Annotated in this window: 23 protein-coding genes; 16 read left to right on the top strand and 7 right to left on the bottom strand. The window is 67.3% G+C overall.

Features of this window, described 5'->3' with window-relative positions:
* Positions 1-627: 627 nt before the first annotated feature.
* Together ACM9LZ_RS21690 and ACM9LZ_RS21695 are read right to left on the bottom strand one after the other, a co-directional pair.
* Positions 628-1,806, bottom strand: coding sequence for an acyl-CoA dehydrogenase (locus ACM9LZ_RS21690; protein WP_465123042.1), 1,179 nt, complete (start codon positions 1,804-1,806; stop codon positions 628-630).
* Positions 1,807-1,921: 115 nt separating this feature from the next.
* Complete coding sequence (locus ACM9LZ_RS21695) at positions 1,922-2,929, bottom strand: FAD-binding oxidoreductase (RefSeq protein WP_416621617.1); 1,008 nt, start codon at positions 2,927-2,929, stop codon at positions 1,922-1,924.
* A gap of 143 nt (positions 2,930-3,072) precedes the next feature.
* Here ACM9LZ_RS21695 and ACM9LZ_RS21700 point away from each other — a divergent pair, with 143 nt between their 5' ends.
* The 4 genes from ACM9LZ_RS21700 to ACM9LZ_RS21715 all read left to right on the top strand — a co-directional run bounded on the left by ACM9LZ_RS21700 (position 3,073) and on the right by ACM9LZ_RS21715 (position 6,441).
* Positions 3,073-4,242: a Rieske 2Fe-2S domain-containing protein gene (locus ACM9LZ_RS21700; RefSeq protein ID WP_416621618.1), complete on the top strand. Its 1,170-nt coding sequence runs from the start codon at positions 3,073-3,075 to the stop codon at positions 4,240-4,242.
* A 259-nt stretch (positions 4,243-4,501) separates the two neighbouring features.
* Entirely contained in the window at positions 4,502-5,323 is an 822-nt protein-coding gene (locus ACM9LZ_RS21705; RefSeq protein ID WP_416621619.1) for an alpha/beta fold hydrolase, read from the top strand.
* Between the two features lies 1 nt (position 5,324).
* Positions 5,325-5,597 carry a hypothetical protein gene (locus tag ACM9LZ_RS21710; protein WP_416621620.1) on the top strand — a complete coding sequence of 91 codons (273 nt, stop codon included), beginning with the start codon at positions 5,325-5,327 and terminating at the stop codon, positions 5,595-5,597.
* 4 nt (positions 5,598-5,601) lie between these two features.
* Complete coding sequence (locus tag ACM9LZ_RS21715; RefSeq protein WP_416621621.1) at positions 5,602-6,441, top strand: DODA-type extradiol aromatic ring-opening family dioxygenase; 840 nt, start codon at positions 5,602-5,604, stop codon at positions 6,439-6,441.
* A gap of 285 nt (positions 6,442-6,726) precedes the next feature.
* Here the strand turns inward: ACM9LZ_RS21715 and ACM9LZ_RS21720 are convergent, their stop codons facing one another.
* Positions 6,727-7,500, bottom strand: coding sequence for a ferredoxin--NADP reductase (locus ACM9LZ_RS21720; protein ID WP_416621622.1), 774 nt, complete (start codon positions 7,498-7,500; stop codon positions 6,727-6,729).
* Positions 7,501-7,839: 339 nt separating this feature from the next.
* Here ACM9LZ_RS21720 and cysG point away from each other — a divergent pair, with 339 nt between their 5' ends.
* The 9 genes from cysG to ACM9LZ_RS21765 all read left to right on the top strand — a co-directional run bounded on the left by cysG (position 7,840) and on the right by ACM9LZ_RS21765 (position 17,203).
* Positions 7,840-9,246 (top strand): siroheme synthase CysG, encoded by a 1,407-nt coding sequence (gene cysG / locus ACM9LZ_RS21725; protein ID WP_416621623.1) that lies wholly within the window; start codon positions 7,840-7,842, stop codon positions 9,244-9,246.
* Between the two features lie 15 nt (positions 9,247-9,261).
* On the top strand, positions 9,262-9,582 hold the full coding sequence (locus tag ACM9LZ_RS21730; RefSeq protein WP_416621624.1) for a DUF2849 domain-containing protein: 321 nt from the start codon (positions 9,262-9,264) through the stop codon (positions 9,580-9,582).
* A 60-nt stretch (positions 9,583-9,642) separates the two neighbouring features.
* Positions 9,643-11,358 (top strand): nitrite/sulfite reductase, encoded by a 1,716-nt coding sequence (locus tag ACM9LZ_RS21735; protein ID WP_416621625.1) that lies wholly within the window; start codon positions 9,643-9,645, stop codon positions 11,356-11,358.
* Positions 11,345-11,854, top strand: coding sequence for a DUF934 domain-containing protein (locus tag ACM9LZ_RS21740; protein WP_416621626.1), 510 nt, complete (start codon positions 11,345-11,347; stop codon positions 11,852-11,854). Before ACM9LZ_RS21735 ends, ACM9LZ_RS21740 begins: the two co-directional genes overlap by 14 nt.
* The gene (locus ACM9LZ_RS21745) at positions 11,851-12,579 is read left to right on the top strand and encodes a phosphoadenylyl-sulfate reductase (protein WP_416621627.1); all 729 of its coding nucleotides are present in this window, start codon (positions 11,851-11,853) and stop codon (positions 12,577-12,579) included. Before ACM9LZ_RS21740 ends, ACM9LZ_RS21745 begins: the two co-directional genes overlap by 4 nt.
* Complete coding sequence (cysD, locus tag ACM9LZ_RS21750; RefSeq protein WP_416621628.1) at positions 12,579-13,394, top strand: sulfate adenylyltransferase subunit CysD; 816 nt, start codon at positions 12,579-12,581, stop codon at positions 13,392-13,394. The genes ACM9LZ_RS21745 and cysD overlap by 1 nt, the downstream gene beginning before the upstream one ends.
* Before the next feature lie 18 nt (positions 13,395-13,412).
* On the top strand, positions 13,413-15,368 hold the full coding sequence (cysC, locus tag ACM9LZ_RS21755) for an adenylyl-sulfate kinase (protein WP_416621629.1): 1,956 nt from the start codon (positions 13,413-13,415) through the stop codon (positions 15,366-15,368).
* 223 nt (positions 15,369-15,591) lie between these two features.
* Entirely contained in the window at positions 15,592-16,398 is an 807-nt protein-coding gene (locus tag ACM9LZ_RS21760; RefSeq protein WP_416621630.1) for an aspartate dehydrogenase, read from the top strand.
* A 64-nt stretch (positions 16,399-16,462) separates the two neighbouring features.
* Positions 16,463-17,203 carry a GntR family transcriptional regulator gene (locus tag ACM9LZ_RS21765; RefSeq protein ID WP_416621631.1) on the top strand — a complete coding sequence of 247 codons (741 nt, stop codon included), beginning with the start codon at positions 16,463-16,465 and terminating at the stop codon, positions 17,201-17,203.
* A 203-nt stretch (positions 17,204-17,406) separates the two neighbouring features.
* Here ACM9LZ_RS21765 and ACM9LZ_RS21770 read toward each other — a convergent pair whose 3' ends face one another.
* The 4 genes from ACM9LZ_RS21770 to ACM9LZ_RS21785 all read right to left on the bottom strand — a co-directional run bounded on the left by ACM9LZ_RS21770 (position 17,407) and on the right by ACM9LZ_RS21785 (position 21,517).
* Positions 17,407-18,066: an exopolysaccharide biosynthesis protein gene (locus ACM9LZ_RS21770; RefSeq protein ID WP_416621632.1), complete on the bottom strand. Its 660-nt coding sequence runs from the start codon at positions 18,064-18,066 to the stop codon at positions 17,407-17,409.
* A gap of 203 nt (positions 18,067-18,269) precedes the next feature.
* On the bottom strand, positions 18,270-18,833 hold the full coding sequence (locus tag ACM9LZ_RS21775; RefSeq protein ID WP_416621633.1) for a DUF2076 domain-containing protein: 564 nt from the start codon (positions 18,831-18,833) through the stop codon (positions 18,270-18,272).
* 198 nt (positions 18,834-19,031) lie between these two features.
* Entirely contained in the window at positions 19,032-20,642 is a 1,611-nt protein-coding gene (locus ACM9LZ_RS21780; RefSeq protein WP_416621634.1) for an FAD-dependent oxidoreductase, read from the bottom strand.
* Positions 20,643-20,824: 182 nt separating this feature from the next.
* Positions 20,825-21,517, bottom strand: coding sequence for a GntR family transcriptional regulator (locus tag ACM9LZ_RS21785; protein ID WP_416621635.1), 693 nt, complete (start codon positions 21,515-21,517; stop codon positions 20,825-20,827).
* A gap of 236 nt (positions 21,518-21,753) precedes the next feature.
* On the opposite strand from ACM9LZ_RS21785, the gene ACM9LZ_RS21790 reads away from it, so the two are divergent.
* From ACM9LZ_RS21790 to ACM9LZ_RS21800, 3 genes are all read left to right on the top strand, one after another.
* On the top strand, positions 21,754-22,569 hold the full coding sequence (locus ACM9LZ_RS21790) for a TauD/TfdA dioxygenase family protein (RefSeq protein WP_416621636.1): 816 nt from the start codon (positions 21,754-21,756) through the stop codon (positions 22,567-22,569).
* Positions 22,570-23,034: 465 nt separating this feature from the next.
* A complete protein-coding gene (locus ACM9LZ_RS21795) occupies positions 23,035-23,826 on the top strand; it encodes a DUF4198 domain-containing protein (protein WP_416621637.1) in 792 nt (263 codons plus the stop codon).
* A 145-nt stretch (positions 23,827-23,971) separates the two neighbouring features.
* Positions 23,972-25,081, top strand: coding sequence for an EAL domain-containing protein (locus tag ACM9LZ_RS21800; RefSeq protein ID WP_416621638.1), 1,110 nt, complete (start codon positions 23,972-23,974; stop codon positions 25,079-25,081).
* Positions 25,082-25,085: the final 4 nt, after the last annotated feature.

The following is a 25,085-nucleotide window of genomic DNA, read 5'->3' on the forward strand; positions in this document are numbered from 1 at the left end:
CGATGCCTGCTGCAACGCATGGAACAGCATCATCGCACAAACAGGGAAAATTCGACAAATCGCTTCAAGGCAATGGACAACGGTCAATCATTAGGGAGATTGGTATTAGCGTGGTTTTTCGCCCCTTCTATGTCGTGACCCCTTACCGGTCATGAGTTTGCCCGGAACATAATTTCCTTAAACGCCCGTCTGGGAAGTTCTATTTTATTTCAATACTTTATACAAGGTTGTGGTGATTTGAACCCATCGCAACCTGGCTGGCGCGTTGAGCGCCCGCGCGCGCATGCATGCTTGTGCAAAGCACCTTGCACGACAAACCGGACCCCGGCCGCAGCATGGGTGACACTGGCGGGGTGGCGCGGTTTCAAAAGGTGGCTGCCCTGGCCGGATGAAGAAACATGGCCCATCGCGCGGCAACGGCCACGGAGATCGCGGGGAAACCACCAGGGCGCATCATGCAGGGGCGGGCGTTTGGTTGAGGGAAATGGCGGCCTGCTTGTACATGGCTGGCCGCGTTCGGGGGCGCAATCCTTCCCACCCACCCTATCGGCGGGCCATGCCACGCCCGCACGGCGGCGGTGACCGCAGCACCAGATCCCGGTGAGAGCAACTCACCGGGATCTGGCATCAGAAGAACGCCTGGATGCCCGTGATGGCGCGGCCCAGGATCAGGGCGTGGACATCGTGGGTGCCTTCATAGGTGTTGACGGTTTCCAGGTTCAGCATGTGGCGGATCACATCGAATTCGCCGGAAATGCCGTTGCCGCCGTGCATGTCGCGGGCTGTGCGCGCGATGTCCAGGGCCTTGCCGCAATTGTTGCGCTTGACCAGGGAGATCATTTCCGGCGCCACCTGGCCGGCATCGAACAGGCGGCCCACCCGCAGGCTGGCCTGCAGGCCCAGCGAAATCTCCGTCTGCATGTCGGCCAGTTTCTTCTGCACAAGCTGGGTGGCGGCCAGGGGACGGCCGAATTGCTGGCGATCCAGCGTGTAGGTGCGGGCCGCGTGGAAACAGGCCTCCGCGGCGCCCATGGCGCCCCATGAAATGCCGTACCGCGCCCGGTTCAGGCAGCCGAACGGCCCCTTCAGGCCCGACACGCCGGGCAGCAGCGCCTCCTCCGGCACCACGACGCCATCCATCACCACCTCGCCCGTGATGGAGGCGCGCAGGCTGAGCTTGCCGTCGATCTTCGGCGCGGACAGGCCCGGCATGCCCTTTTCCAGCACGAAGCCCCGGATCGCGCCGTCATGCGCGTCGGACTTGGCCCAGACCACGAAGACATCGGCGATGGGGGCGTTGGTGATCCACATCTTGGAACCGGTCAGGCGGTAACCGTCGGCCACCTTTTCCGCCCGCGTGCGCATGCCGCCGGGATCGGACCCGGCATCGGGCTCCGTCAGGCCGAAGCAGCCGATCCATTCGCCCGACGCCAGGCGCGGCAGGTATCGCTGCTTCTGCGCCGGGCTGCCATAGGCCTCGATCGGGTACATGACCAGGGAGGATTGCACGCTCATCATCGAGCGATAGCCGCTATCCACCCGCTCCACCTCGCGCGCGACCAGACCATAGGCGACATAGCCGACCCCGGCCCCGCCATGGTCGGGCGACACGGTCATGCCCAGCAGGCCCATTTCCCCCATCTCGCGGAAGATGGCGGGGTCGGTCTGTTCGGTCTCGAACGCCTGCCGGACGCGGGGGCGCAGCTTTTCCTGGGCGAAGGCGCGGGCGCTGTCGCGGATCAGCCGCTCCTCCTCCGTCAACTGGTCGTTCAGCAGGAAAGCGTCATCCCATTGGAACGCGGCCATGCCAGCCATCGTGAAACCCCATGCGTGGAAGAAGTCCGGATGACAAGCGATACGCCGCGCATGGCCGCGGCGTAAACCTGTTTCGTCACGCAGCCCCTTCCCGCCGGGGCCGGCATCAGCTTGGCAGGAACCGTTCCGCCCGGATGGCCGACGGCGCCAGCCCGCCCGCCGCCAGGAAACGGCCGGCCGCCCCCACCATGCCGGGCGGGCCACAGAGATAGGCCGTCATGCCCGGCACCAGATCGGCGGCGGACAGCACCGACAGGGCCGTGCCCTGCACCACCCCGTCCGGCAGCGCCCCGCCGGCCGGGTCGAACAGGGCCACCCGCACCGACAGGCCCGGCCGCACCGCCGCCAGATCGCGCAATTCGTCCAGATAGAACAGATCCTCGGGCCGGGAACAGCCGAAGCAGAGCAGGGCCGGCACCCCCGGCCCCATGGTGCGGATCATGGACAGGACGGGCGCCAGCCCCGTGCCGCCGGCAATGAACAGATGGGCGGCCGCCCGATCGTCGAAGGCGAATGACCCCAGCGGCCCGTGCAGCGCCACCCGGTCGCCGGCCTGTGCCCCGTCGCGCAGCCATTGTGACATCTGCCCCCCCGGCACATGCCGGATCAGCAGTTCCACCAGCGGCAGGTCGGCCGGGCGGCTGGCGATGGAATAGGCGCGCACCGCCTTCAGCCCCGGCGGGCGCACGCGCAGATACTGGCCCGGCTGGAAGCTGAAATCCTCCGGCGATGCCAGTTCCAGCAACAGACGATGCACGGTGGGGCTGGCCGCCGTGACCGACACGACATGCGCGGCGTGCCGGGCCGGTTCCGGCGCCGGCGGGTCCAGCCGGTAGGGCACGCGGAACCGCGCATCGCCCGTCAGCCGCGCCAGGCAGGTGGGCATCAGCCCGGCCGCCCGTTCCTCCGCCGTCAGCGGCAGCGCCATGGTGCCGGCATCCAGCACGGCCCCGCCATCCAGATGCTCGGCAATGCAGGTGCCGCAGGTGCCGGCACAGCAATCATGCCGCACGGGCGCATCCGCCTGCATCACCGCTTCCAGCACCGTCTGGTCCGGGGCCACATCCACCGTCAGCGTGCCGCCATCCTGGAAAAGAAATTCCGCCTTGAACATTCGCTCACCCAACCGCTCGCTTGCATGATTGTCATACAATCATATAGCATGAGCCAAGATGGAAGACGGAAAACCGATTGCATGTTGCAAACCCGATTTTTTGTCATACAATCATACAAGATTGACACAGGGACGCAGGTATCATGGACGAGCAGAACCTTGTAAACCCGGACGTGGTGAAGGCCGTCGGCGATTGGGGCGGCTATGTGGAAGCCAAGATGGGCTTCCGGAACCACTGGTATCCGGTCCGTTTCTCCAAGGAGATCGACGAGGGCCAGATCGAGATCGTCAAGGTGCTGGGCGAGCAGCTTCTGCTGAAGCGGATCGACGGCAAGGTCTATGCGATCCGCGACCGCTGCCTGCATCGCGGCGTGCCGCTGTCGCGCAAGCCCGACTGCTATACCAAGGACACGATCACCTGCTGGTATCACGGCTATACCTACCGGTTCCAGACGGGCGAGCTGGTAAACATCCTGGCCGTGCCGGACAGCCGGCTGATCGGCCGGCGCAAGATCGTCTCCTACCCGGTGGAGGAGGCCAAGGGCCTGGTCTTCGTGTTCGTGGGCGACACGGACGAGGACAATCCCCCGCCGCCGCTGGCCCAGGATGTGCCGCCCGGCTTCCTGGATGAGGATGTGATGGTGCTGGGCAAGCACCGGGTCGTCAATTCCAACTGGCGGCTGGGGGCTGAAAACGGGTTCGACAGCCTGCACATCTTCATCCACAAGGATACGACCCTGCGCCATTACCGGCATTTCAACTTCCCCATCGGCCACACACCCCTGCCGGGTGCCGTGGAACTGGTGCAGGATGCGGACGGCCCCAAGGGCGTGATCGATGATTTCGCCCAGCACCATCCGGTGTGGGAAGGCGTGATCGACGGGCGCGTCGTGGTGCGCGGCCCCCGCACCCCCAATGTTTCCGGCACGTCGGCGTCGGTCGGCACGTCGATCTGGCTGCCGGGCGTGCTGAAGGTGGCGGAATTTCCGGGGCCCGGCCTGACGCAGTTCGAATGGTACGTGCCGATGGACGACAAGACACATCTTTATGTCCAGACCATCGGTTGCCCCGTGGCCAGCGAGGAGGACCGGAACACCTTCGCCGGAGAATTCGAATCCGTCTGGAAGCCCCACGGGCTGGACGGGTTCAACGGTGACGACATCTGGGCGCGCGAGGTGACGGAGCCCTTCTATGCCGATGATTTCGGCTGGGTGGATGAAATGCTGTGCGAGCCGGACGTGACCATCCTGGAATGGCGCCGCCTGGCATCCCGCCACGGCCGCGCCATCCAGACCCCGGCGCATCTGCGCTGAGGGTGGGGGGCGGTGCGGCCCCTTGCCTTCACTTCCCTCTCACTCCCGTCATTCCCGCGAAAGCGGGGATCCAGCGCAGAGCGGCGTCAGCCGCGACAGGGGTCATATCGGCGCTGACCGCGCCTCACGCTGGCTTCCCGCTTTCGCGGGAATGACGGTGGAAGGTGCGGGGGATGATTGTGGAGGGGCGTTGCCGGTTGGAATGAAATGTTGAAAGGGGCGACGTCGTGTGCCCCTCCCCCCCCAAAGGATCACCCCCATGACCATCACTTCCCACTTCATCGACGCGGACGGCATCCGCACCCATTACCTGGAATCCGGGACCGGCCCCGTGCTGGTGCTGGTGCATGGCGGCGGGGCCGGGGCGGATAGCTGGGGCAACTGGAAGGAATGCATCCCGCATTTTGCCAAGCGCTTCCGCGTCATCGCGCCGGACATGGTCGGGTTCGGCCGGACCGACAAGCCGTCGCCGGATGAGTATCAATATGACCAGCCGGGCCGTGGCCGCCATCTGCTGGCCTTTCTGAAGGCCATGGGCATCGACAAGGCGGCCCTGGTCGGCAATTCCATGGGCGGCGCCACGGCCATTTCGGTCACCCTGGCCGATCCGGACCGCGTGTCGAAGCTGGTCCTGATGGGCAGCGCCGGGCTGCCGATCCCGGAAAAGCCGTCGGCCCACCTGCTGCACAATCTGAACTATGATTTCACGCTGGACGGCATGCGCCGCGTCATCGGCGGGCTGACGGCGCCGGGCTTCGTGCCGTCGGACGAAATGGTGCAGTACCGCTACGACATTGTCGACCCGCCGGCGGCGCGCGCCGCCCTGGCCGCCATCAATGGCTGGACCCGCAAGGGCACGCTGAACTTCGCCGAGGATGATCTGCGCACCATCAAGCATCCGGTGCTGGTGGTCAATGGCAAGCAGGATGGCGTTTCCACCCTGCCCCGCGCCTATCGGTTCCTGGAACTGTTCGAGAATAGCTGGGGCTATATCGTGCCCAATTGCGGCCATTGGGCCATGATCGAGGCGCGGGAGGATTTCTGCGCCGCGGTGGACCATTTCCTGGATCTGGGGGTGTGAGATGCCGGCCCGCGAAGCCCCCCCCGGCGTGCATGAGCTGATCGAGCATCTGATCCGCTCCCCCGCCGACCGGCCGCTGGTGAAAGCCGGGCCGGAGCCCCTGTTCGACCGGTTCGCCATCGCCGAGCCCGTGCGCACGGTGCTGCGCGGCGGCGGGCGGGACGAGCTGGCCGCACTCGGCATCCATCCCAACATGGTGGTGAAATGGCTGATCTGGTCGGGACGGCCGACCATGCCCTTCTTCGCCATCAGCCATTATTTCGACCGGAGGTGAGGCCATGGGCAGGATCGTCGGCGCCTATGCCATGTCGCACGTTCTGGGCACGCCCGAGGGGCTAGCCGAGCCGTCCGAGCGGGTGTTCCAGGGGATGCGGGAGATCGGGGCGCGCCTGCGCGCCGCGGACCCCGATCTGATCATCGTGCTGACCAGCGACCATCTGAACAATTTCGAGATCCGGGCGCCCAAGCCGCTGGCCATCGGCACGGCCGACAGCTTCACCCCCTATGGCGACATGGGCCTGCCGACCGTGCCGTTCCGGGGCAATGCCACGGTGGCGCAGGGCCTGCTGCGCGCCGCGCGCGCCGCCGGCATCGGGCTGGAAACGGCGGACGTGAAGCCCGACCATGGCATGATGATCCCGCTGGGGATCGTCGATCCCACCCATGCGATCCGGTCCTTCCCGCTTTATATCAACACCGTCTGCGACCCGGCCCCCACCCCGGCGGAATGCTGGAGCCTGGGGGGCGTGCTGCGCCGCTATGTGGAAGACGCGCTGCCCCGCGATTTCCGCGTCGCCCTGCTGGCCGGCGGCGGCCTGTCCCACTGGCTGGGCGTGCCGGAGGAAGGGCGGGTCAATGTCGAATGGGACCTCTGGGTCATGGAAAGGCTGAACAGCGGACACGGCGCCGAACTGGCCGGCCTGACCAACGACGCCATCCTGCGCGATGGCGGCAATGGCGGGCTGGAGGTCAATGCCTGGATCGCCCTGGCCGGCGCCGTGCCGGGGGCCCGCGGCGAAACCATCTTCTATGAGGCGATCCCCGCCTGGGCCAGCGGCATGGCCGGCATCGCGCTCGACCCCGCGACGGCAACGGGGGATCATACTATTTTGCGGTGACCAGAACCTGTTGGTTCTGATCACCGTCCTCAATCGCTGGCGCCCACATGCGTGGGCGTGCGCCGGCGCCAACATCCGTTGGCTTGGCTGCGCCGCACGAGCGGTGCTGTGGCCGTCGCCGCCGGACCAACTGGCGATGAGTTCTACTCATAGTTGGTATCAGACCCGTCCGGATTGATCAGAACCCCTCATCCTGATCCGTGCGGCCGCACAGACGAACGGCCCGGCCTTCCCATCGGGAAAGCCGGGCCGCTGCGTTTGTCATGCCCCCGTCCGGGGGCGGCATCACTTCTCCACGAAGGCCTTTTCGATGACATAGTTGCCGGGCGTGTGGCCGGCGCCTTCGGTGAAACCGCGTTCCTTCAGCAATGCCACGGTCTCGGCCAGCACGTCGGGGCCGCCGCAGATCATCGCCACGTCGGTGGCCGGGTCCAGCGGGGCGGCCTTGATATCCTCGAACAGCTTGTGGTTCCGGATCAGGTCGGTGATGCGGCCCTGGTTGCGGAACGGTTCGCGCGTAACGGTGGGGTAATAGGTCAGCTTGGCCTGCACATCCTCGCCGATGAACTCATCCCCCGGCAGGTCGTTTGTGATGAAATCATGATAGGCCAGCTCGCCCACCGTGCGGCAGGTATGGGTCAGGATCAGCCGGTCATATTTGGCATAGACCTCGGGATCGCGGATGATGCTCATGAACGGGGCCAGGCCCGTGCCGGTGGAGAACATGTAGAGATTGCGGGCCGGCACCAGGCTGCTGGTCACCAGCGTGCCCACCGACTTGCGCCCATAGATCACGCTGTCCCCCACCTGCACATGCTGCAGGCGGCTGGTCAGCGGGCCGTTGGGCACCTTGATGGACAGGAATTCCAGATGTTCCTGATAATTCGGGCTGACGATGGAATAGGCGCGCGTCAGCGGCTTGCCATCCACCATCAGGCCGATCATCACGAAATGGCCGTTTTCGAACCGGAAGGACGGGTCGCGCGTGCAGGTGAAGCTGAACAGGGTGTCGGTCCAGTGATGGACGGACAGCACCTTGCCCTCGATAAACGCGCTCATGTTCGATACCCTTCGTCACTGTTGGCAGGAACGGAGTCCCCGCCATGACTCCGTAACGCAACGACAGCTAATGTACATGGCCGGACCGTTCAACGACCTATTTCACATGCCTGTGCGCCTCATGTGCATGGCTGCCGTGAACACCCCCCATATCCCCCATTAAGGGATGATTCAGACTTGCCCTCATGTCATTGATATATATCAAAGTTTCTGGAAGTGCGAAATTCCTATATTTTACCTAGGAATAATGGAGAAATAATATTTCACCTCGACATCCTCCGCTACAGGGGCCAAACCTGTCCCTATTCCGCAGGTGCGGTATGGGTTTGGAGCGACGAGATGGCGTTGCGTGGATTTCCGGTGACGCTGCCCCTGGAAGGGCAGAAGGTTCTGGTGACGGGCGGGGGCGAGCCGGCGCTGCGCAAGGCGCGGCTGGTCGCCAGGGCCGGCTGTCGCCTGACCGTCGTGGCGCCGGTGATCCATCCCGATCTGGCCGCCCTGGCCGCGCAATGCCATTACCGGGATTTCACGGCGGCCGACGTGGAAAACCACCGGCTGGTCTTCGCGGCCGGTGACGACCCGGCGGCCGACGAAGCGGTGTCGGCCGCGGCGCGGGCGGCCGGCGTGCTGGTGAACGTGCCCGACCGGCCCGCCCTTTCCGATTTCATCATGCCGGCGATCATCGACCGGGAGCCCATCACCATCGCCATTTCCAGCGGTGGGGCCAGCCCCGTGCTGGTGCGCCGCCTGCGCGAGCGGCTGGAAGCGGCGCTGGAACCGGGGCTGGGCCGGCTGGCGCTGCTGCTGGACGGGTTCCGCGGCGCGGTGAAGGCCGTGCGGGCCGGGGAAACGGCGCGCCGCCGCTTCTGGGAAGCGGTGGTCGACGGCCCCGTGGCCCGCGACTTCCTGGCCGGCCGGGAAAAGGCGGCGCGCGAGGGGCTGCTGGCCGCCGTCAACAACCCCGCCTATGGCCAGCAGGCGGGGGGCCGGGTGGCCCTGGTCGGCGCCGGTCCGGGCGATCCGGACCTGCTGACCCTGCGCGCGCTGCGCGTGCTGCAGGACGCCGATGTGGTGGTGCATGACAAGCTGGTGGACGAGCGGATCATGGATTATGTCCGCCGTGATGCCCGCCGCCATTATGTCGGCAAGTCCAAGTCCCACCACACGATGAGCCAGCAGGCCATCAACCAGCTTCTGGTGGCGGAGGCCGCGGCCGGCCACCGTGTCGTGCGGCTGAAGGGCGGGGACCCGTTCCTGTTCGGCCGCGGCGGGGAAGAGGTGCAGGCCCTGCGCGCCGCCGGCATCCCGGTGGAGGTGGTGCCCGGCATCACGGCCGCCCTGGGCTGCGGCGCCTCCACCACGATCCCGGTCACGCACCGCGACCATGCCAATGGCGTCACCTTCGTGACGGGCCATGGCAAGGACGGGGAACCGGACCTGGACTGGGCCGCGCTGGCCCGGCTGCGCCATACGCTGGTCGTCTATATGGGCCTGACGGCGGTGGACAGCATCGCCGCCCGCCTGATGGAAGCCGGCATGCCGGCCGACATGCCGGCCGCCCTGGTGGAAAAGGGCACGCGGCCCGACCAGAAGCTGGTCACCGGCACGCTGGACACGCTGGGGCCGCTGGCGCGGGCCCACGGGCTGAAGGGCCCGGCCATCATCATCATCGGCGAGGTCGTCCGTCTGGCCGATCCCGCCCTTATCACCACGCTGGTGCCCGCACACCTGCGTGAAGCCGTCTGACAGGGAAAGCGTATCATGTTGGTCAAAGCCAGGGGCACCCTGCAATCCGTCAGTGCCAGCCGTCTGCGTGACGGCGAGGCCGTATGGCTGGGCGCCGGCAATGCCTGGGTCGAGCGGGTCGCCGATGCCGCCGTGTTCGAGGGCGAGGCCATCGCCGGGGCGCTGGCCTTCGCCCGGACGGAAGAGAAGGCGCAGGTCGTGGTCGATGTCTATCCGCTGGATGTCGAGGTCACGCCCGACGGGACCCGCCCCACGCATCTGCGCGAACGGCTGAAGGCCATCGGCCCCACCGTGCGCCGCGACCTTGGCAAACAGGCCCGCCCGGACCCGCGCTGAGCCCGGCACCCGCCAGACCCCCGACCGATCGTTCCAGCAGGAAGAACAGGCCCGACCCCCATGCCTGACACGCACAGCCCCGCCCCGCGCAGCAACCAGCCCGCCGACGCGCACGCCGCCGTCTACCGCTATGACGAATATGACAAGACCTTCATCTTCGAGCGGGTGGAGCAGTTCCGGACCCAGGTGGAACGCCGCCTGAAGGGCGAGCTGACGGAGGAGGAGTTCAAGCCCATCCGGCTGATGAACGGCCTCTATCTCCAGCTTCACGCCTACATGCTGCGGGTCGCCGTGCCCTATGGCATGCTGTCTTCCACCCAGGTGCGGCGGCTGGCCCGCATCGCGCGCGTCTATGACAAGGGCTACGGCCATTTCACGACGCGCCAGAACATCCAGTTCAACTGGCCCCGGCTGGAGGATGTGCCCGCCATCCTGCATGAACTGGCCGAAGTGGACATGCACGCCATCCAGACCAGCGGCAACTGCATCCGCAACGTGACGACGGACCAGTTCTGCGGTGCGGCGGCGGATGAGCTGGTGGACCCCCGCGTCTATGCCGAGATCCTGCGCCAATGGTCCACGGCGCATCCGGAATTCACCTATCTGCCGCGCAAGTTCAAGATCGCCATCACGGGCAGCCCCGACGACCGGGCCGCCGTGCAGGTGCATGATATCGGCCTGATCGCCCGCCGGGACGACCAGGGCCGCACGGGCTTCACCGTCTATGTCGGCGGCGGGCTGGGGCGCACCCCCTATCTGGGCGTCAAGGCGCGCGATTTCGTGCCGGTGGAAGAGATCATCGGCTATCTGGAAGCCGTGCTGCGCACCTACAACCAGCTTGGCCGCCGCGACAATATCTACAAGGCCCGCATCAAGATCACCGTGAACGAGATGGGGCCGGAGAAGTTCATCGGCCTGATCGAAGAGGAATATGCCCGGCTGCCGCGGCAGAAATTCCATGTCGATCCGGCCATCGTGGATGCCATCCGCACGCATTTCGCGCCACCGCCCTTCGCCGACCTGCCGGCGGTGTCCGACGGGTTCGAGGCCGCGAGGCAGGCCGATCCGGCCTTTGCCCGCTGGGTACGCAACAACCTGCACCCGCACCGCCAGCCCGGCTATGCCATCGCCACCATCTCGCTGAAGCCCATCGGCGGCATCCCCGGCGATATCGAGGCGGACCAGATGGAAACGGTGGCCGACCTGGCCGACCTTTACAGTTTCGGCGAGGTGCGCGTGACGCACGAGCAGAACCTGGTGCTGGCCCATGTCCGGCAGGATGACCTGTACGCCCTGTGGCAGGGGCTGGAGAAGGCGGGGCTGGGCACGGCCAATGCCGGCCTGATTTCCGACATCATCGCCTGTCCGGGGCTGGATTATTGCGCGCTGGCCAACACGCGGTCCATCCCCATCGCCCAGCAGATTTCCGAGCGGTTCGCCGACCTGGACCGGCAGCACGACCTGGGGGCGCTGAAGATCAAGATCAGCGGCTGCATCAATGCCTGCGGCCACCACCATGTCGGCCATATCGGCATCCTGGGCGTGGACAAGAAGGGCGAGGAGTTCTTCCAGATCCTGCTGGGCGGCAATGCCGGCACCAACGCCGCCCTGGGCGAGATCGTGGGGCCGGGCTTCGGCTATGACGAGATCGTGGACGCCGTGGAAACGGTCGTGAACACCTTTGTCAGCCTGCGCCGGCCCGGCGAGATTTTCATCGACACGCTGGCCCGCACCGGCCATGCGCCGTTCAAGGAGGCCCTCTATGCCCGTGCTTGACCGCGGCCTGCCCATCGACGACCGCTGGACCGATCTGGCGGACGACCAGCCCCTGCCCGCCGACGGCGCCGTCATCGTGTCGCTGGAACGCTGGCGGACCGACCGCGAGGCGCTGACCTCCCGCGGGGCCGCCGTGGGCGTGCGGCTGAAATCATCCCAGCTTGCCACGGAAATCGCCGGCGACCTGGGGTCGCTGTCGCTGGTGGCGCTGGAACTGCCGAAATTCCGTGATGGCCGGGCCTTTTCCGCCGCCCGCGAACTGCGCGAGCGGTTCGGCTACAAGGGCGAGATCCGCGCCTTCGGCCATATCATCCCCGACCAGTACCTGTTCCTGACCCGCGTGGGCGTGGACACGGTGGTGGTGCCGGAGGACAAGGCCGGCCCGGCCTGGGCCCAGGCGCTGAAGGAGATGTCGATCGCCTATCAGCCGGCCCTGGAACCGGACGCCCCCGTCTCCCTGCTGCGCCGCCATCTGAAGGGGCGGGTGCCGGCATGAACAAGGCGCTGCTGACCCGGGCGCGCGAACTGACCGCGCGCTATGGCAACCTGGAAGGGGCCGACCTGCTGCGGCCGCTGGCCGGGACGGAGTTCAAGGACAAGCTGGCGCTGGTCTCGTCCTTTGGCACGGAAAGCGCTGTGCTGCTGCATATGGTGGCCCAGGCCGATCCCGGCCTGCCCGTGCTGTTCGTGAACACCCGCAAGCTGTTCGGGGAGACGCTGCGCTATCGCCGCATGCTGGTGGAACGGCTGGGCCTGACCGGCGTGCGCGAATTGTCGCCGGCCGCCGAGGCGGAAACGGCGCACGACCCCGACGGCATCCTGTGGCGCCGCGACGCCACCGCCTGCTGCGATTTCCGCAAGGTCCGCGTGCTGGATGCGGGGCTGGCGCCCTTCAGCGCCTGGATCACGGGGCGCAAGCGCTATCAGGCGACGACGCGCATCGAACTGCCCCTGTTCGAGGCGGGCAGCGACGGGCGCATCAAGATCAACCCGCTGGCCAATTACACCCGGGCCGACGTGGAAGCCTATCTGGACCGGCACGACCTGCCGCGGCACCCGCTGGAGGAGGATGGCTATCTTTCCATCGGCTGCATGCCCTGTACGGACCGCGTGGCGCCGGGCGAGGATATCAGAGCCGGCCGCTGGCGCGGCCAGGACAAGACGGAATGCGGAATCCACCTGCCGCTTCCTTCATCAACGAACCTGGTGGGAGCCTCCTGATGAGCAGCACCGATCAACATCTCGACCATCTGGACCAGTTGGAAGCCCAGAGCATCTACATCCTGCGCGAGGCGCGCGTGCGCCTGAAGCGCCTGGGCCTGCTCTGGTCGCTGGGCAAGGACAGCAACGTCCTGATCTGGCTGTGCCGCAAGGCGTTCATGGGGGAGCTGCCCTTCCCCGTGGCGCATCTGGATACCGGCCTGGAATTCCCCGAAAGCTATGAATTCCGTGACCGGTACAGCCAGGAATGGGGCCTGAACCTGATCAAGGATGAATGCCCCCCCATCGAGATGACGGACCCGACCCTGCCGCCCGGCACGCGCATCGCGGCCCGCAAGTCGCTGGGCCTGGCCGCCGCGCTGGAGAAATACCAGTTCGACGGGCTGATCACCGGCATCCGCCGCGACGAGCAGGCGACCCGCGCCAAGGAGCGCGTTTTCAGCCCGCGCGGCCTGGACGGCGCCTGGCAGGCCGCCCACCAGCCGCCCGAATTCTGGGACCAGTATACGATCGAGCGTGCGCCCGGCACCCATACCCGCGTGCATCCGCTGCTGGCCTGGACCGAGGTGGATGTGTGGCGCTATATCAAGCGGGAGGAAATCCCGCTGGTGCCGCTTTATTTCGCCCGCGACGGCAAGCGGTTCCGCTCGCTGGGGGAAATCGGCATCACCTTCCCCGTCGACAGCAATGCCAGCACCATCGACGAGATCATCGACGAGCTGGAGAGCACCCGGACGCCCGAGCGCGCCGGCCGGTCCATGGACCATGAGGCCGAAGATGCGTTCGAACGGCTGCGTGCCGGTGGCTATCTCTAAGGATCGGATATAAAGATCATGGCGAATGTCGCTTTGCGGGCCGGCAAACCGTCGGCCCCGACGCCCTCCCCTGCTGTCACCAACACCAATGGCAATGGTCTGACCGTGAAGAAGGCCCCGCTGGCGCCCTATCCCATCGTCATCGTCGGCCATGTCGATCATGGCAAGTCGACCCTGATCGGCCGCCTGCTGCACGACACGGACAGCCTGCCGGAAGGCCGGCTGGACGAGTTGAGGAAAGTGTCCGAGCAGCGCGGCCTGCATATGGAATGGTCCTTCCTGCTGGACGCCCTGCAGGTGGAGCGTGACCAGGGCATCACGCTGGACACGACGCGCATCTGGTTCAAGACGGCCAAGCGCCCCTATGTCATCATCGATGCGCCGGGCCACCGCGAATTTCTCCGCAACATGGTGACGGGGGCCGCATCCGCCGATGCCGCCGTCCTGGTCACCGACGCGGAGCGCGGCATTTCCGAACAGACGCGCCGGCATGCCTATCTGCTGTCGCTGCTGGGCGTGCGCAAGGTGATCGTGGCCGTCAACAAGATGGACCTGGTCGGCCATGCCGAGGAAGCCTGGAAGGGCGTGGCCGGCGATGTCAGCGACTATCTGGAAAAGCTGGGGATCGAGCCGCTCTACGTCATCCCGCTGTCGGCCCGGCATGGCGACAATATCGCCGGCCGCAGCGACAAGATGGGCTGGTATCGCGGCCCGACGCTGCTGGAGGCGCTGGACCTGCTGAGCCTGCCGGGCGCCCATACCGAAACGCTGCTGCGCCTGCCCATCCAGGATGTGTACCGCCGCGGCGACACGCGCCTGGCCGTGGGCCGGATCGAAACGGGCCGCCTGCGCGTGGGCGACAAGGTGGAGATCGCCCCCACCGGCCAGCCCGCCACGGTGGCCGGCATCGATGCCGGCAAGGGCCAGGTGAAGGAGGCGCGCGCCGGCCAGTCCGTGGCCGTCAACTTCATCGAGGATGCCGCCCTGGCCCGTGGCCAGATCATCGCCCCCGCCGGCCAGATGCCGCATATCGCCATGTCGGTGCGCGTGCGTGCCTTCTGGCTGGACCCGGAAAGCCTGACGGCCGGCAGCCGCATCACCCTGCGCCTGGGCACGGCCGAACATTCCGTCGTGGTCGACCGGTTCGAACGGCTGGTCGATGTGCAGAACCTGACCGACGGCGCGGGCGAGGAACTGGGCCAGGGCGGGATCGCGGAGCTGGTGCTGCGCGCCGCGTCGCCCATCGCCTTCGACCCGCATGCCGACCTGCCCATCACGGGCCGCGCCGGTCTGGCGCGGGGTGGGCGCATCGTCGGCGGCTGCGTGATCCTGGGCACGGCACAGCCGTCCAGTGTGACCGGACCGGTCACGGCCGTCACCAGTTCCGTGGACCGCACGGCGTTCGAGGCGCGCAACGGCCATCGCGGCGGCGTGGTCTGGCTGACGGGCCTGTCGGGTGCCGGCAAGTCCACCTTGTCCATGGGCACGCAGCGCCGGCTGTTCGATGATGGGTGGCGCGTGGCCGTGCTGGATGGCGACAACCTGCGCAAGGGCCTGAACAAGGACCTGGGCTTCAGCCCGGCCGAACGGCTGGAAAATGTCCGCCGCGTGGCGGAGGTGGCGAAGCTGATGGCGGAAACCGGCACCGTCGTGCTGGTCAGCCTGATCTCCCCCACCGTGGAACTGCGCGACCTGGCCCGCTCCATCGTGGGCGACGGGTTCAACGAGGTCTGGGTGAAGGCCGACGTCGCCACCTGTGCGGCCCGCGACCCCAAGGGCCTCTATGCCGCGGCCCAGGCCGGGAAGATCCAGCAATTCACCGGCGTGTCCGCGCCGTTTGAAACGCCGGTGAACCCCGAACTGGTGCTGGACACATCCGAAATGGACATCCCCACCAGCTCGGAAGTCCTGATCGCCCATATCCGCCGTCACCTGGCCCTGTCCCAGGCCGACGGGCACGCGGTCGGCATCTGATACTGCTTTGCATTGATCAGACCCTATGGTCCTGATCAATGCATCCCTCATGCGCCGGGCGCCGCCATCCGGCGCCTTCGGGCCTGCGCCTGAAGCCCCCCTTCCCCTCGGGAGGGGGGCTTTTGCGTTCTGCCGGCGGCGTGTGGCCGGCAACAACAGGCTTTCCCCTTTTCCCAGTATATAATATTGTCCGACAATCATACTTTTAAACGGAGAATGCCGCATGTCGGGCAGCCGGACTTTCGCCATGATCGGGTACGGGGCCATCGGGGCCGAGATCGCCGCCACGCTGGACCGGATCGGGGAGGCGGACAGCCTAGTGGCCACCCTGGTCCGGCCGGGCCGGGAGGCACCGGCCGCGGTGGCGGATGCCGATGCCCTGCTGGCTGCCCGGCCCGGCATCGTGCTGGAATGCGCCGGGCATGGGGCCGTGGCCGAATACGGGCCGGCCGTGCTGCGCGCCGGCATCGATCTGGTCATCTCCTCCGTCGGGGCGCTGGCCGATCCGGTGCTGGCCGGGCGGCTGCGCGAGGCTGAACAGGCCGGCGGCGGCCGGGCCCTGTTGCCGGCCGGGGCGATTGCCGGGCTGGACGGGCTGGTGGCAGCGCGGCTGATGGGGATCAGTCAGGCGACCTACACCTCCTACAAGCCGCCACATGCCTGGCGCGGCACGGCGGCGGAAAAGGTGCTGGACCTGGACCATGCGGAGCCCGAGCGCACCTTCTTTCAGGGCAGCGCGCGTGAGGCGGCGCTGGCCTATCCCAAGAATGCCAATGTCTCCGTCGCCGTGTCGCTGGCCGGGATCGGGCTGGACCGCACGCGGGTGCGGCTGGTATCGTCCCGCCATGTCACCGACCCGCTGGGGGTGATCGAGGCGGAAGGCGAATTCGGCCTGTTCCGGTTCGACATCCTGGCCCGCGCCTCGGCCGACAATCCCAAGACCTCGGCCCTGACGGCCTATTCCCTGCTGCAATGCGCCCGGCTGGGCAACGGGCTGCCGATATCACGGCTGTTGTCTGATCTCATATGATATTCGTTCTCAACGCCGGCCGCGGAACTATGGTAAAAGACCCCTGGCAGTCGTGTAACAAATCATGTCAGAGGCGTACCCCGTGGACTACAGCGACCTGAAGATCATCGACAATCCCATGCTGGTCCGCGATCACGCGCTGGACCGGCTGCGCACGGCCATCAGCACGGGGCTTTATCCGCCCGGCACGCGGCTGGTCGAACGCGAATTGTGCGAGGCGCTGGGGATCAGCCGGACATCGGTGCGCGAGGCGCTGCGCCAGCTTCAGTCGGAAAGCCTGATCGAGGTGGGCAAGCGCCGCAACATCGCGGTGGCCATCGTCACGGCCCAGGACGCGCACGACATCTACACCGTGCGGGAAATGCTGGAAACCGACGCCGTGCGCCGTCTGGTCGACCGCAACGACCCGGAAACGGTGAAGCGCCTGACCCGCATCCACAAGGACCTGCAGAAGGCGCTGAACAAGGGCAATGTCCAGCAACTGGCCGCCATGGCCGGCACCTTCTATGAAACCATCCTGCAGGGCTGCGGCAGCAAGGTGATCCACGACGTGGCCCGCCCGCTGCTGGCGCGGGTCAATTACCTGCGCCTGCGGTCGATGGGGGAACCGGGCCGGCTGGAACAGGGCATCCAGGAATGGGACCGGCTGATGGAGGCCATCCAGGCCGGCAATGCCGATGCCGCCGTGGCCGCCATGCGCGACCATCTGATCAATTCCCGCAAGGCCATCGTTGCCAAGCTGGAAGCAGAGAACGGGACCGCCACAGCCGCCGACGCCCCCCCGCGGCGCGGCAGTGCCGCCTGATATCTTATACTATTTTGCGGTGATCAGGACCTGTTGGCTCTGATCACCGCCCAATCGCCGGCGCCCACATGCGTGGGCATGCGCCGGCGCCCACATCCGTGGGCATGCGCCAGCGCCAACATCCGTTGGCTTGGCTGCGCCGCACGAGCGGCGCGGCGGCAGTCGCCGGCCGGGCAGCAAGTTGCCGGCGGGGACCGGTGGGATCAGTCGAAGGCGTGGGCCATGATGAACAGGGCGCTTTTGATCAGCGCGTAAAGCACGCCCCAGACCAGCCCGACCGACAGGATCGCGGCCAGCAGGCCGGCCAGGATCCACACGCCGTCGCGTTCCAGGATGCCCAGCGAGAAAAGGCAGATGGCCAGCGCCGGCATCATGTTGCCCAGCGGGATGGGCAGGAACAGGATGACGGCCAGCAGGAAGCAGAACAGCCCCACCAGATATTCCGCCGGGGGCCGGGACAGCACACCCAGCCGGGGCCGCAGCAGCCGTTCCGCCTTGGCCAGCCAGGGCGCCGTGCGCGTCACCAGGGCCGCGAAATCGGCCCGCGCGATGGACCGGTCGGCAATGACCCGGGGCAGCCAGGGCGAACGGCCCAGCGCCAGTTGTGCCGCCAGGAAGATCAGCGGCGCGCCCAGCACGGCCGACGTGCCGGGCGGCGTCGGCAGCACGTTGGGCAGCGCGAAGATGAACAGCAGCGCGCCCAGGGCGCGGTCCTTCATGATGGCCAGAAGGTCCTTGATCGCGATCCGCTCGCGGCTTTCATCCCCGGCAATGGCCCGCAGGATGTCGGACAGCCTTTGCTGCGGGGCGGCGCCACCCGTGGCGGTCCTGGACGGGTGGTCGGTTTCTGCGGTGGCCATCATCTCGCTTGAGTTTGGGGTGGTCGGGGGACGGCGGGGGATCGGGGGGATGATACAACCTTTGCCGCCCGGATTCCGCTGTCTGGCTTGTGTGGAACCGGCCCCGGACGGAATTGGTTTTCCAGTGTGGCATGCCCGCCGCGTTTGCCGGCCGGCATCAAGGGGGCGGACGAACGGCCCGGCGGTGGGGACGCCGGGCCGCCGGATCAGAATTCCATCTCGTCGCTGCCGAAATCGAAGCCGCCATCATCCATGCCGGGATCGTCCGCCGGGGCGTCGTCCGCCGGGGCGTCGGCGGCCTGGGCGTCGCCCGCGAACATGCTGCCCACGGCATTGGCCAGCAGCACGCCGCCCGCCACGCCCATGGCGGTCTGCGCCGCACCGGCCAGGAAGCCGCCGCCGCGGCCGGGCTGCTGCTGCATGCCCGGCTGCATGCCCGGCGGCATCCGTCCGCCGGGGGCCGCGGCACGCGGGGCCGGCGGCGGGGTGGCGGGACGGCTGGCACCGCCGCCGAACAGGCTGGCCAGGAAACCGCCGGCCGGGCGCTGCTGCGCCTGCTGCTCCAGCGCCTCGATCCGGCGCTGGGCATCCTGCATGGCGTATTCCTGCATGATGACGGTCTGCGCCATGTAATAGGCGGCACCCGGCTGGCTGGCCAATTGCCGCGCGATGAAGGCTTCCGCCTCGGCGTCGCGGGGGCTGCCCTGCTGCTCAAACGATCCCAGGCGGTGGAACAGGCCCTCGATGGCCTGCCGGTCCTGCTGATCCATGGTCTTTTCACTCCGTTGTTATCTGCCGGGGCGGCCTGCCTGCCGCCGTCGCGCCTGCGGCGCCCCCTGGAGATAAGGTGGCGCGGGCCGGTATGTAAGGGGAAATGGTGTCGCGGGGGGCACGCGCCGCAACCGGGGCCGGCTTTTCTGCCTTGTTGCCCCCTGACGGCTGCGTGCGCGCCCCCGGCTCCCTTCGCGTCAGGCGCTGTGCGCCAGCCGCCCCTGCAGGTGGTCACCCAGCCGCAGGCTGAGCGCCACGATGGTCAGTGTCGGGTTCGCCCAGCCGGAGGTGGGGAACACCGAACTGCCGGCCACGAAAAGATTCTCCTTGCCCCACACCTTGCAATCGGCGTCCACGACGCCGGTGCCGGGGCTGTCGGACATGCGGGTGGTGCCGATATGGTGGTGGCCGCCCTGCAGGATATCGTGATGATCGCCCGCGCCGGCCACGGTGGGCCAGCCGTCGCCGCCATCATGCAGCCATTCGTCGATCTCCACCCGGCCCAGGCCCGTGCGCGCCAGTTCCCGGCCCACCACCTCGGTCACGGCCTTGGCCGACAGCTTGTCCAGCGGCGACAGGCGCCAGTCCAGGTCGGCCCGGCGCTTGCCCAGCGGATCGCGCCGGGGCGACAGGCGGACCCGGCTTTCCGGGTTGGGCGCCTGCTCGCCGCGCACCAGCAGGTAAAGGGCCTTGGGCCGGGCGATGGGCGCGCGGCGGCGGACATAGCGCCGGGCCAGGTTGGCCGGCAGCGACGGCAGCACGGGCAAGAGGCGCAGCAGGTTGCGCCCCGCCCCCTCGGGCCAGAGCTGGCCGCGCTTCCAGGCGGCGTTCAATTCGGTCGCCGCCTCCGTCACCCCCGGCCAGGACCGGTAATAGAGCGCGATGGAACTGTTCAGCACGCCCATGTTCGCCTGTGTATCCTCCGACAGGACCAGGCTGGGGCACAGCGGCGGCAGCCCGCGCGGATAGGTGGTGCGCAGCCGTTCCAGCAGCCCGATCGGATCGGGGCTGTGGACGCGCGCCGTGCGGCATTTGGGATGTTCCATGAAGAAACGGCCGACCAGGTCATGGCCATTGCCCACGCCCGCCGTTTCCACATCGTCGGATGCCAGCATCAGGCGCGCATTCTCGATTCCGCCGGCGGCCAGCACGTAATGGCGGGCCGTCACGCGGTGGCCCGTGCCGTCCGGGGTGGCCAGGGCCAGCCCCGTGACGCTGCGCGTGTCACCGGCCAGACGGATGCCCGTCACGGTGCCGTGCAGCAGCACCTGCACCCGCGCGCTGGCCTCCAGCTCCTGGCGGAAGGCCTCGCCGAAGCGCTGGGCGTTCAGGCGCCAGAAACGGGTCTGCACGTGATGCGGGTCGAAGCCGGGATCTTCCAGCCCCGCTTCCCGCCACAGGTCGGTATAGACGGCGTCGCCCACGCCGCAGAACACCGACGCTTCCCTGTAGCCGGCGGCCAGATCCTCGCGCGTGATGGGCCAGCCGCTGTGCGGCACCCAGTTGCGGCGGCGGAAATCGATGGGGTCCAGCGGCACGCAGCGCCCCGACCAGGTGGCCGTCGTCCCGCCCAGCACGCGATTGCGCGTGACATCCAGGGAATAATAGGGAAGGCCCGTATTATCGCCCTCGTTGAAGGCCTGCAGTTCCGCCTCCAGCGCGGTGCCGCCGCTTTCGATCAGGCAGACATGGGTACCGGCACGGGCCAGCCGCAGGGCCAGCGCGATGCCGGCGGCACCCGCGCCGACAATGGCCACGTCGGCCGTGTATTCCTGGGGGGCCGGATTGTTCAGAAGATCGATCAGCATGGGCGGGGATGTCCGCTGGGGGTGGCGCATACAGGTCGTTTACGCGCCAGCCCCCGCCCTATTCCCCGTCCGGCAATTCATTCGCGGGGATGCAGCCCTGCGCACAGGGGCCCTTGAAACGGGGCGCACCCGTGCCCAGGCCGGGCCCGGCCACCCTCATCCCTCACCCCTCATCCTCTCCCCTACCGCTCCCCCGACCCGTCCGCATCGGCCGGGCCGGGACCGGCAGCCGCGAAATACCGGTCCAGCGACCCCAGGAAATCACCCATCGCCGCTTCTGCCGCATCCGGGTCGCGGTTCTGGATGGCGGCCAGCAGCCGTTCATCGCAGGACAGCGTGATGGCGCGGTTTTCCGGCGACTGGTGGATCTGGTTGCGCATCATCTGGAACACATCATCGACCATGCCGGCGCAGCGGCCCAGCAGCAGGTTGCGGCACATGGCGCGCACCATGGCACGGAACTGGTTGTGCGCCTCGATGAATACCTTGGCGCGGCCCGTCTCATGGGCCGTGCGGGCGCGGTTGAAGATGCGGGCCAGGGCCTTCACCTCGTCCGCCGTGGCGTCGGTGGCGGCGTGGCGGACAAGCCGGCAATCCAGCAGCCGCCGCACCTCCAGCCGGTCCACGACATCCTTTTGCGTATCCAGCGGCACGATATAGCCGCGGTCATGCGGGGCCAGCAGCCCTTCGCGCGACAATTGCAGCAACGCCTCGCGCACGGGCGTGCGCGACACGCCATAGCGGGTCGCCAGGTCCAGTTCCACCAGACGCTGGCCGGGCTTGAGCTGTTCACCCTGAAGCTCGTCGCGGATCTGGGCATAGACCTGATCGCGCAACCGCGTGCCCTGACCGATGATGCGGCTGCCACGGACCATTCTCGTCCCACTCCCCTGCAAATCCCGCCGAAACGGCACCCTTATAGACCGCCGCCCCCATTGTGCGTACCGCCTTGTCGGAAAGTCACACGGGATCAGGGCGATAAGATGCTTTTCATTGCATACAGTATGCCGTATGATCCGTTCACAAGCCGCACAAATCCAATGTGTTCCTGCGGTTTGTGCCGCGCAAACCGGAATGTATGACAAAATAGAACCCGGCAAGGAGAAGTGAATTGGCCTATGAAACGATCACCGCGGCACCCTTGACGCCGCGAATCGGCGCGGTGATTTCCGGCATCGACCTGACCCGGCCGCTCAGCGACATCCAGGTCCGCGACCTGAAGCAGGCGCTGGCCGACCATCAGGTGATCTTCTTCCGCGACCAGCGGCTGGACCCGGCCTCGCTGAAGCGCGTCGGCCAGCATTTCGGGCCGTTGCAGGCCCATGCGCTGAAGGGCCTGCCCGACCATCCGGAGGTGCGCAAGCTGCACGCGGACGAGACGTCTAAGCATGTGGCGGGCGAGGAATGGCACTCGGACATGACCTGCGCCAAGGTGCCGCCCATGGGCAGCATCCTTTACATGCACACCCTGCCCCCGCTGGGTGGCGACACGGTGTTCGCCAGCATGTATGCCGCCTATGACGCCCTGTCGGACCGGATGAAGACCTATCTGGAAGGGCTGACGGCCACCCATGACGGCAAGCTGGCCTTCGGCCGCTTCGACCCGACGGGGACGTTCCCGGTGGCCGTGCATCCCGTCATCCGCACCCATCCGGTGACGGGGCGCAAGGTGATCTTCGTGAACCGCGGCTTCACCTCGCACATCAACGAGCTGTCCAAGCCGGAGAGCGAGGCCATCCTTCAGTTCCTGTACCGCCATTGCGAGGACAATTATTTCCAGGTCCGCTTCCGCTGGGAACCGCATTCGGTCGCCTTCTGGGACAATCGCTGCACCCAGCACCTGGCCATCTGGGACTATTACCCCCAGGTCCGGTCCGGCTTCCGCGTCCAGGTGGAGGACACCGCCGTCACGGGCGAGGCCGCGTAATGCCAGCGGCCGAAAATCTTGACCGATGGTCAAGGTTTTCGGCACCACGAAGCGCCGGGCGCCGCCATCCGGCGGCGTGGGCTTGCGGCGCATGGGCGCCGGGCCGGCAGTCGCCGGCCTATACCAGGGGCATGAGTCATAAATTCATGCCCCTGGCATGATACTGCTTTGCGGTGATCAGAACCTGTTGGCTCTGATCACCGCCCTCAGCGAAATGCCGGCGCCAACATCCGGTGGCTTGGCGACGCCGCACGAGCGGCGCGGCGGCCAGACCCTGTCCGTCACACCGCCGTCACCCATGCTGCGGCCGGGGTGACGGGAGAGAGCTGAAAAGGCCCTCCTGTCGCGGCACGGCGAAGCTGTGCAGCCCGGCGGCGCCATGATTTTCCCCGTTGCGCCTGATCTGATATTGATAATCACTATTAATATCATATGATGGCGCGCTTTCAAGCCAACGGGAGAGACATGATGCGCGCAACCCTGGCCGCCGCGGCGGCGCTGACGATGCTTGTGGGGCTGGCCGGCCCGGCCCTGGCCCATACGGCTTACATGAAGCCCAACTATTTCACGACGCCCCAGCGCGGGCATGTGACGGTGGAAGCCTCCTTCGCGGAGGAATTCTTCGTGCCCGACTTCGTGATGAAGGCCGATGACTACCATGTCGTCACCCCGGCGGGGACAAAGGTGAAGCTGTCATCGGTCACCTATCTGCGGGATCTGGCCCTGTTCGAGGTGGACCTGCCGGAGAACGGCACCTACCGCATCTCCACCGGCGTGCGCGAGGGGGCAAAGCGCCCGATGGCGCTGGTGAATGGCCAGTGGCAGCCCGTGCGCGAGCGCGACGGCGCGCCCGCCGGCGCCCGCGTGGCCGAAGCGCAGAGCATCACCCGCGCCGATGTCTATGTCAGCAAGGGTCCCGCCAGCGACACCGCACTGGCCCCCACGGGCGCGGGGCTGGAGATCCAGCCGCTGGCCCATCCCAACCGGCTGGATGCCGGCGGCACGCTGCCCGTGCGCCTGCTGCTGGACGGCAAGCCGGTGGCCGGCGCCACGATCAGCCTGCACGGCCCCGGCCTGCCGGACGAGGAGGACGAGAAGGCCGTGGCCGTGACCACCGACGCCGACGGCCGGGCCGGCATCGCCCTGCCGCAGGCCGGCGGCTTCGTATTGCTGGCCCGCCACCGGGTGGAGGTGGCCGGCGGCCCCGTGGCCGTGAAAAGCCATTCCGTCACGCTGACCGTCAACGTGGAGGGCTGATACCGGATCCCGGTGAGAGCAACTCACCGGGATCCCGTACGGCGGCGACCGCCGCCGCGCCGCCCATGGGCGCGACATTCGGCATATACCGGCCGGCCATCCCTTTCTGCTATAGGTTGGGAAGTCCGGGGCGAGAGATGTGGCGATGTTGACGGGAACGGGCGGCCTGCTGCGGCTGCTGAACAGCGGGGATGCCAGGGGGACCGCCGTCGTTGTGGACCTGCGGGAGGTGCCCTATGCCGAAAACCCGCTGTTCCGGCAATCCATCGTCGACCTGCTGGACCGGTTCGCCAGGCAGTACCACCCCGAAGTGATCGATGTCGGCCGCTTTACCCAGGTCTTCCTGTTCGAACAGGGGGATGCCGCGCCGTTCGTGGCCAAGCTGCGGGCCGTGGCGGCCGATTTCGCCGACCAGCATATGGGCGCGCCGCGCTTCACCATCTATCACCTGCCGCGGGAGGTGCCGCAACTGACCGCGCAATTGCGGCGCGTGGAACCCGAACAGGCGGCGGACCAGCCGCCCCCGGCCCTGACCCCGCTGGAACAGCAGCAACTGGCCGGGGTCCACAAGCTGGCCGTCTATGAACAGGTGCTGTCGGGGGCCGATGTGTCGGCGCTGGTGCGGGAATCGCCCGTCTGGCGTCAGGGAACGGATGCAGCCTGGTCGCTGGAATTTTCCGAGGTCACGGTGGCCATCGACCATCTGGAACGCGCCGTGGGCACGCCGCTGCGCCGCGACCCCTGGCTGTTGCAGCAGATCACCCCCATCCTGGACCGGCGCATCATCCGGCATTTCCAGCATGAACAGTCACGGCTCTACACACCGCACAGCGTGAACCTGCGCTGGCAGACCGTGGTGGACGGGGTCTTTCAGGAATTCGTGCGCGAGCTGACCTATGACCACCGGCGCAACCTGATCGTGGAAATCTCCGCCATCGATCCCGACCTGACGGAGAACGGGCTGGGCGAGGCGGTGGACGTGCTGCGCCTGTGGGATTGCCGCGTCGCCATCGACCATCTGTCCCTGCGCCATGCCGATGCCGGCTATCTGCCGCTGGCCGCGGTGGATTATCTGAAACTGGATATCGGCGGCCTGACGCTGGACGCGGACGGCAATGCCCCGCCCCTGCCCGGCTGGATGCAGGATTTCGGCGCCGACCGCATCGTGGCCATCCATCCGCGCGACCAGCGCCTGCTGTCGGCCTGCCTGGGCATCGGCCTGCGGCTGGTGGAATGCCGCGACCGGCCGGGTTGACGCG

The organism is Niveispirillum fermenti, from assembly GCF_048066175.1.
GTDB lineage: Bacteria > Pseudomonadota > Alphaproteobacteria > Azospirillales > Azospirillaceae > Niveispirillum > Niveispirillum fermenti.

Bases quoted from the DNA above. Each gene is read 5' to 3' on its own strand.
- ACM9LZ_RS21690 (WP_465123042.1), bottom strand. From the start codon at position 1,806: ATGGCCGCGTTCCAATGGGATGACGCTTTCCTGCTGAACGACCAGTTG.
- cysG (WP_416621623.1), top strand. From the start codon at position 7,840: ATGGCGTTGCGTGGATTTCCGGTGACGCTGCCCCTGGAAGGGCAGAAG.
- ACM9LZ_RS21795 (WP_416621637.1), top strand. From the start codon at position 23,035: ATGATGCGCGCAACCCTGGCCGCCGCGGCGGCGCTGACGATGCTTGTG.
- ACM9LZ_RS21720 (WP_416621622.1), bottom strand. From the start codon at position 7,500: ATGAGCGCGTTTATCGAGGGCAAGGTGCTGTCCGTCCATCACTGGACC.
- ACM9LZ_RS21705 (WP_416621619.1), top strand. From the start codon at position 4,502: ATGACCATCACTTCCCACTTCATCGACGCGGACGGCATCCGCACCCAT.
- ACM9LZ_RS21785 (WP_416621635.1), bottom strand. From the start codon at position 21,517: ATGGTCCGTGGCAGCCGCATCATCGGTCAGGGCACGCGGTTGCGCGAT.
- ACM9LZ_RS21800 (WP_416621638.1), top strand. From the start codon at position 23,972: ATGTTGACGGGAACGGGCGGCCTGCTGCGGCTGCTGAACAGCGGGGAT.
- ACM9LZ_RS21735 (WP_416621625.1), top strand. From the start codon at position 9,643: ATGCCTGACACGCACAGCCCCGCCCCGCGCAGCAACCAGCCCGCCGAC.
- ACM9LZ_RS21765 (WP_416621631.1), top strand. From the start codon at position 16,463: ATGTCAGAGGCGTACCCCGTGGACTACAGCGACCTGAAGATCATCGAC.
- ACM9LZ_RS21700 (WP_416621618.1), top strand. From the start codon at position 3,073: ATGGACGAGCAGAACCTTGTAAACCCGGACGTGGTGAAGGCCGTCGGC.
- cysD (WP_416621628.1), top strand. From the start codon at position 12,579: ATGAGCAGCACCGATCAACATCTCGACCATCTGGACCAGTTGGAAGCC.
- ACM9LZ_RS21710 (WP_416621620.1), top strand. From the start codon at position 5,325: ATGCCGGCCCGCGAAGCCCCCCCCGGCGTGCATGAGCTGATCGAGCAT.
- ACM9LZ_RS21695 (WP_416621617.1), bottom strand. From the start codon at position 2,929: ATGTTCAAGGCGGAATTTCTTTTCCAGGATGGCGGCACGCTGACGGTG.
- ACM9LZ_RS21775 (WP_416621633.1), bottom strand. From the start codon at position 18,833: ATGGATCAGCAGGACCGGCAGGCCATCGAGGGCCTGTTCCACCGCCTG.
- ACM9LZ_RS21745 (WP_416621627.1), top strand. From the start codon at position 11,851: ATGAACAAGGCGCTGCTGACCCGGGCGCGCGAACTGACCGCGCGCTAT.
- ACM9LZ_RS21780 (WP_416621634.1), bottom strand. From the start codon at position 20,642: ATGCTGATCGATCTTCTGAACAATCCGGCCCCCCAGGAATACACGGCC.
- ACM9LZ_RS21730 (WP_416621624.1), top strand. From the start codon at position 9,262: ATGTTGGTCAAAGCCAGGGGCACCCTGCAATCCGTCAGTGCCAGCCGT.
- ACM9LZ_RS21740 (WP_416621626.1), top strand. From the start codon at position 11,345: ATGCCCGTGCTTGACCGCGGCCTGCCCATCGACGACCGCTGGACCGAT.
- cysC (WP_416621629.1), top strand. From the start codon at position 13,413: ATGGCGAATGTCGCTTTGCGGGCCGGCAAACCGTCGGCCCCGACGCCC.
- ACM9LZ_RS21715 (WP_416621621.1), top strand. From the start codon at position 5,602: ATGGGCAGGATCGTCGGCGCCTATGCCATGTCGCACGTTCTGGGCACG.
- ACM9LZ_RS21770 (WP_416621632.1), bottom strand. From the start codon at position 18,066: ATGATGGCCACCGCAGAAACCGACCACCCGTCCAGGACCGCCACGGGT.
- ACM9LZ_RS21760 (WP_416621630.1), top strand. From the start codon at position 15,592: ATGTCGGGCAGCCGGACTTTCGCCATGATCGGGTACGGGGCCATCGGG.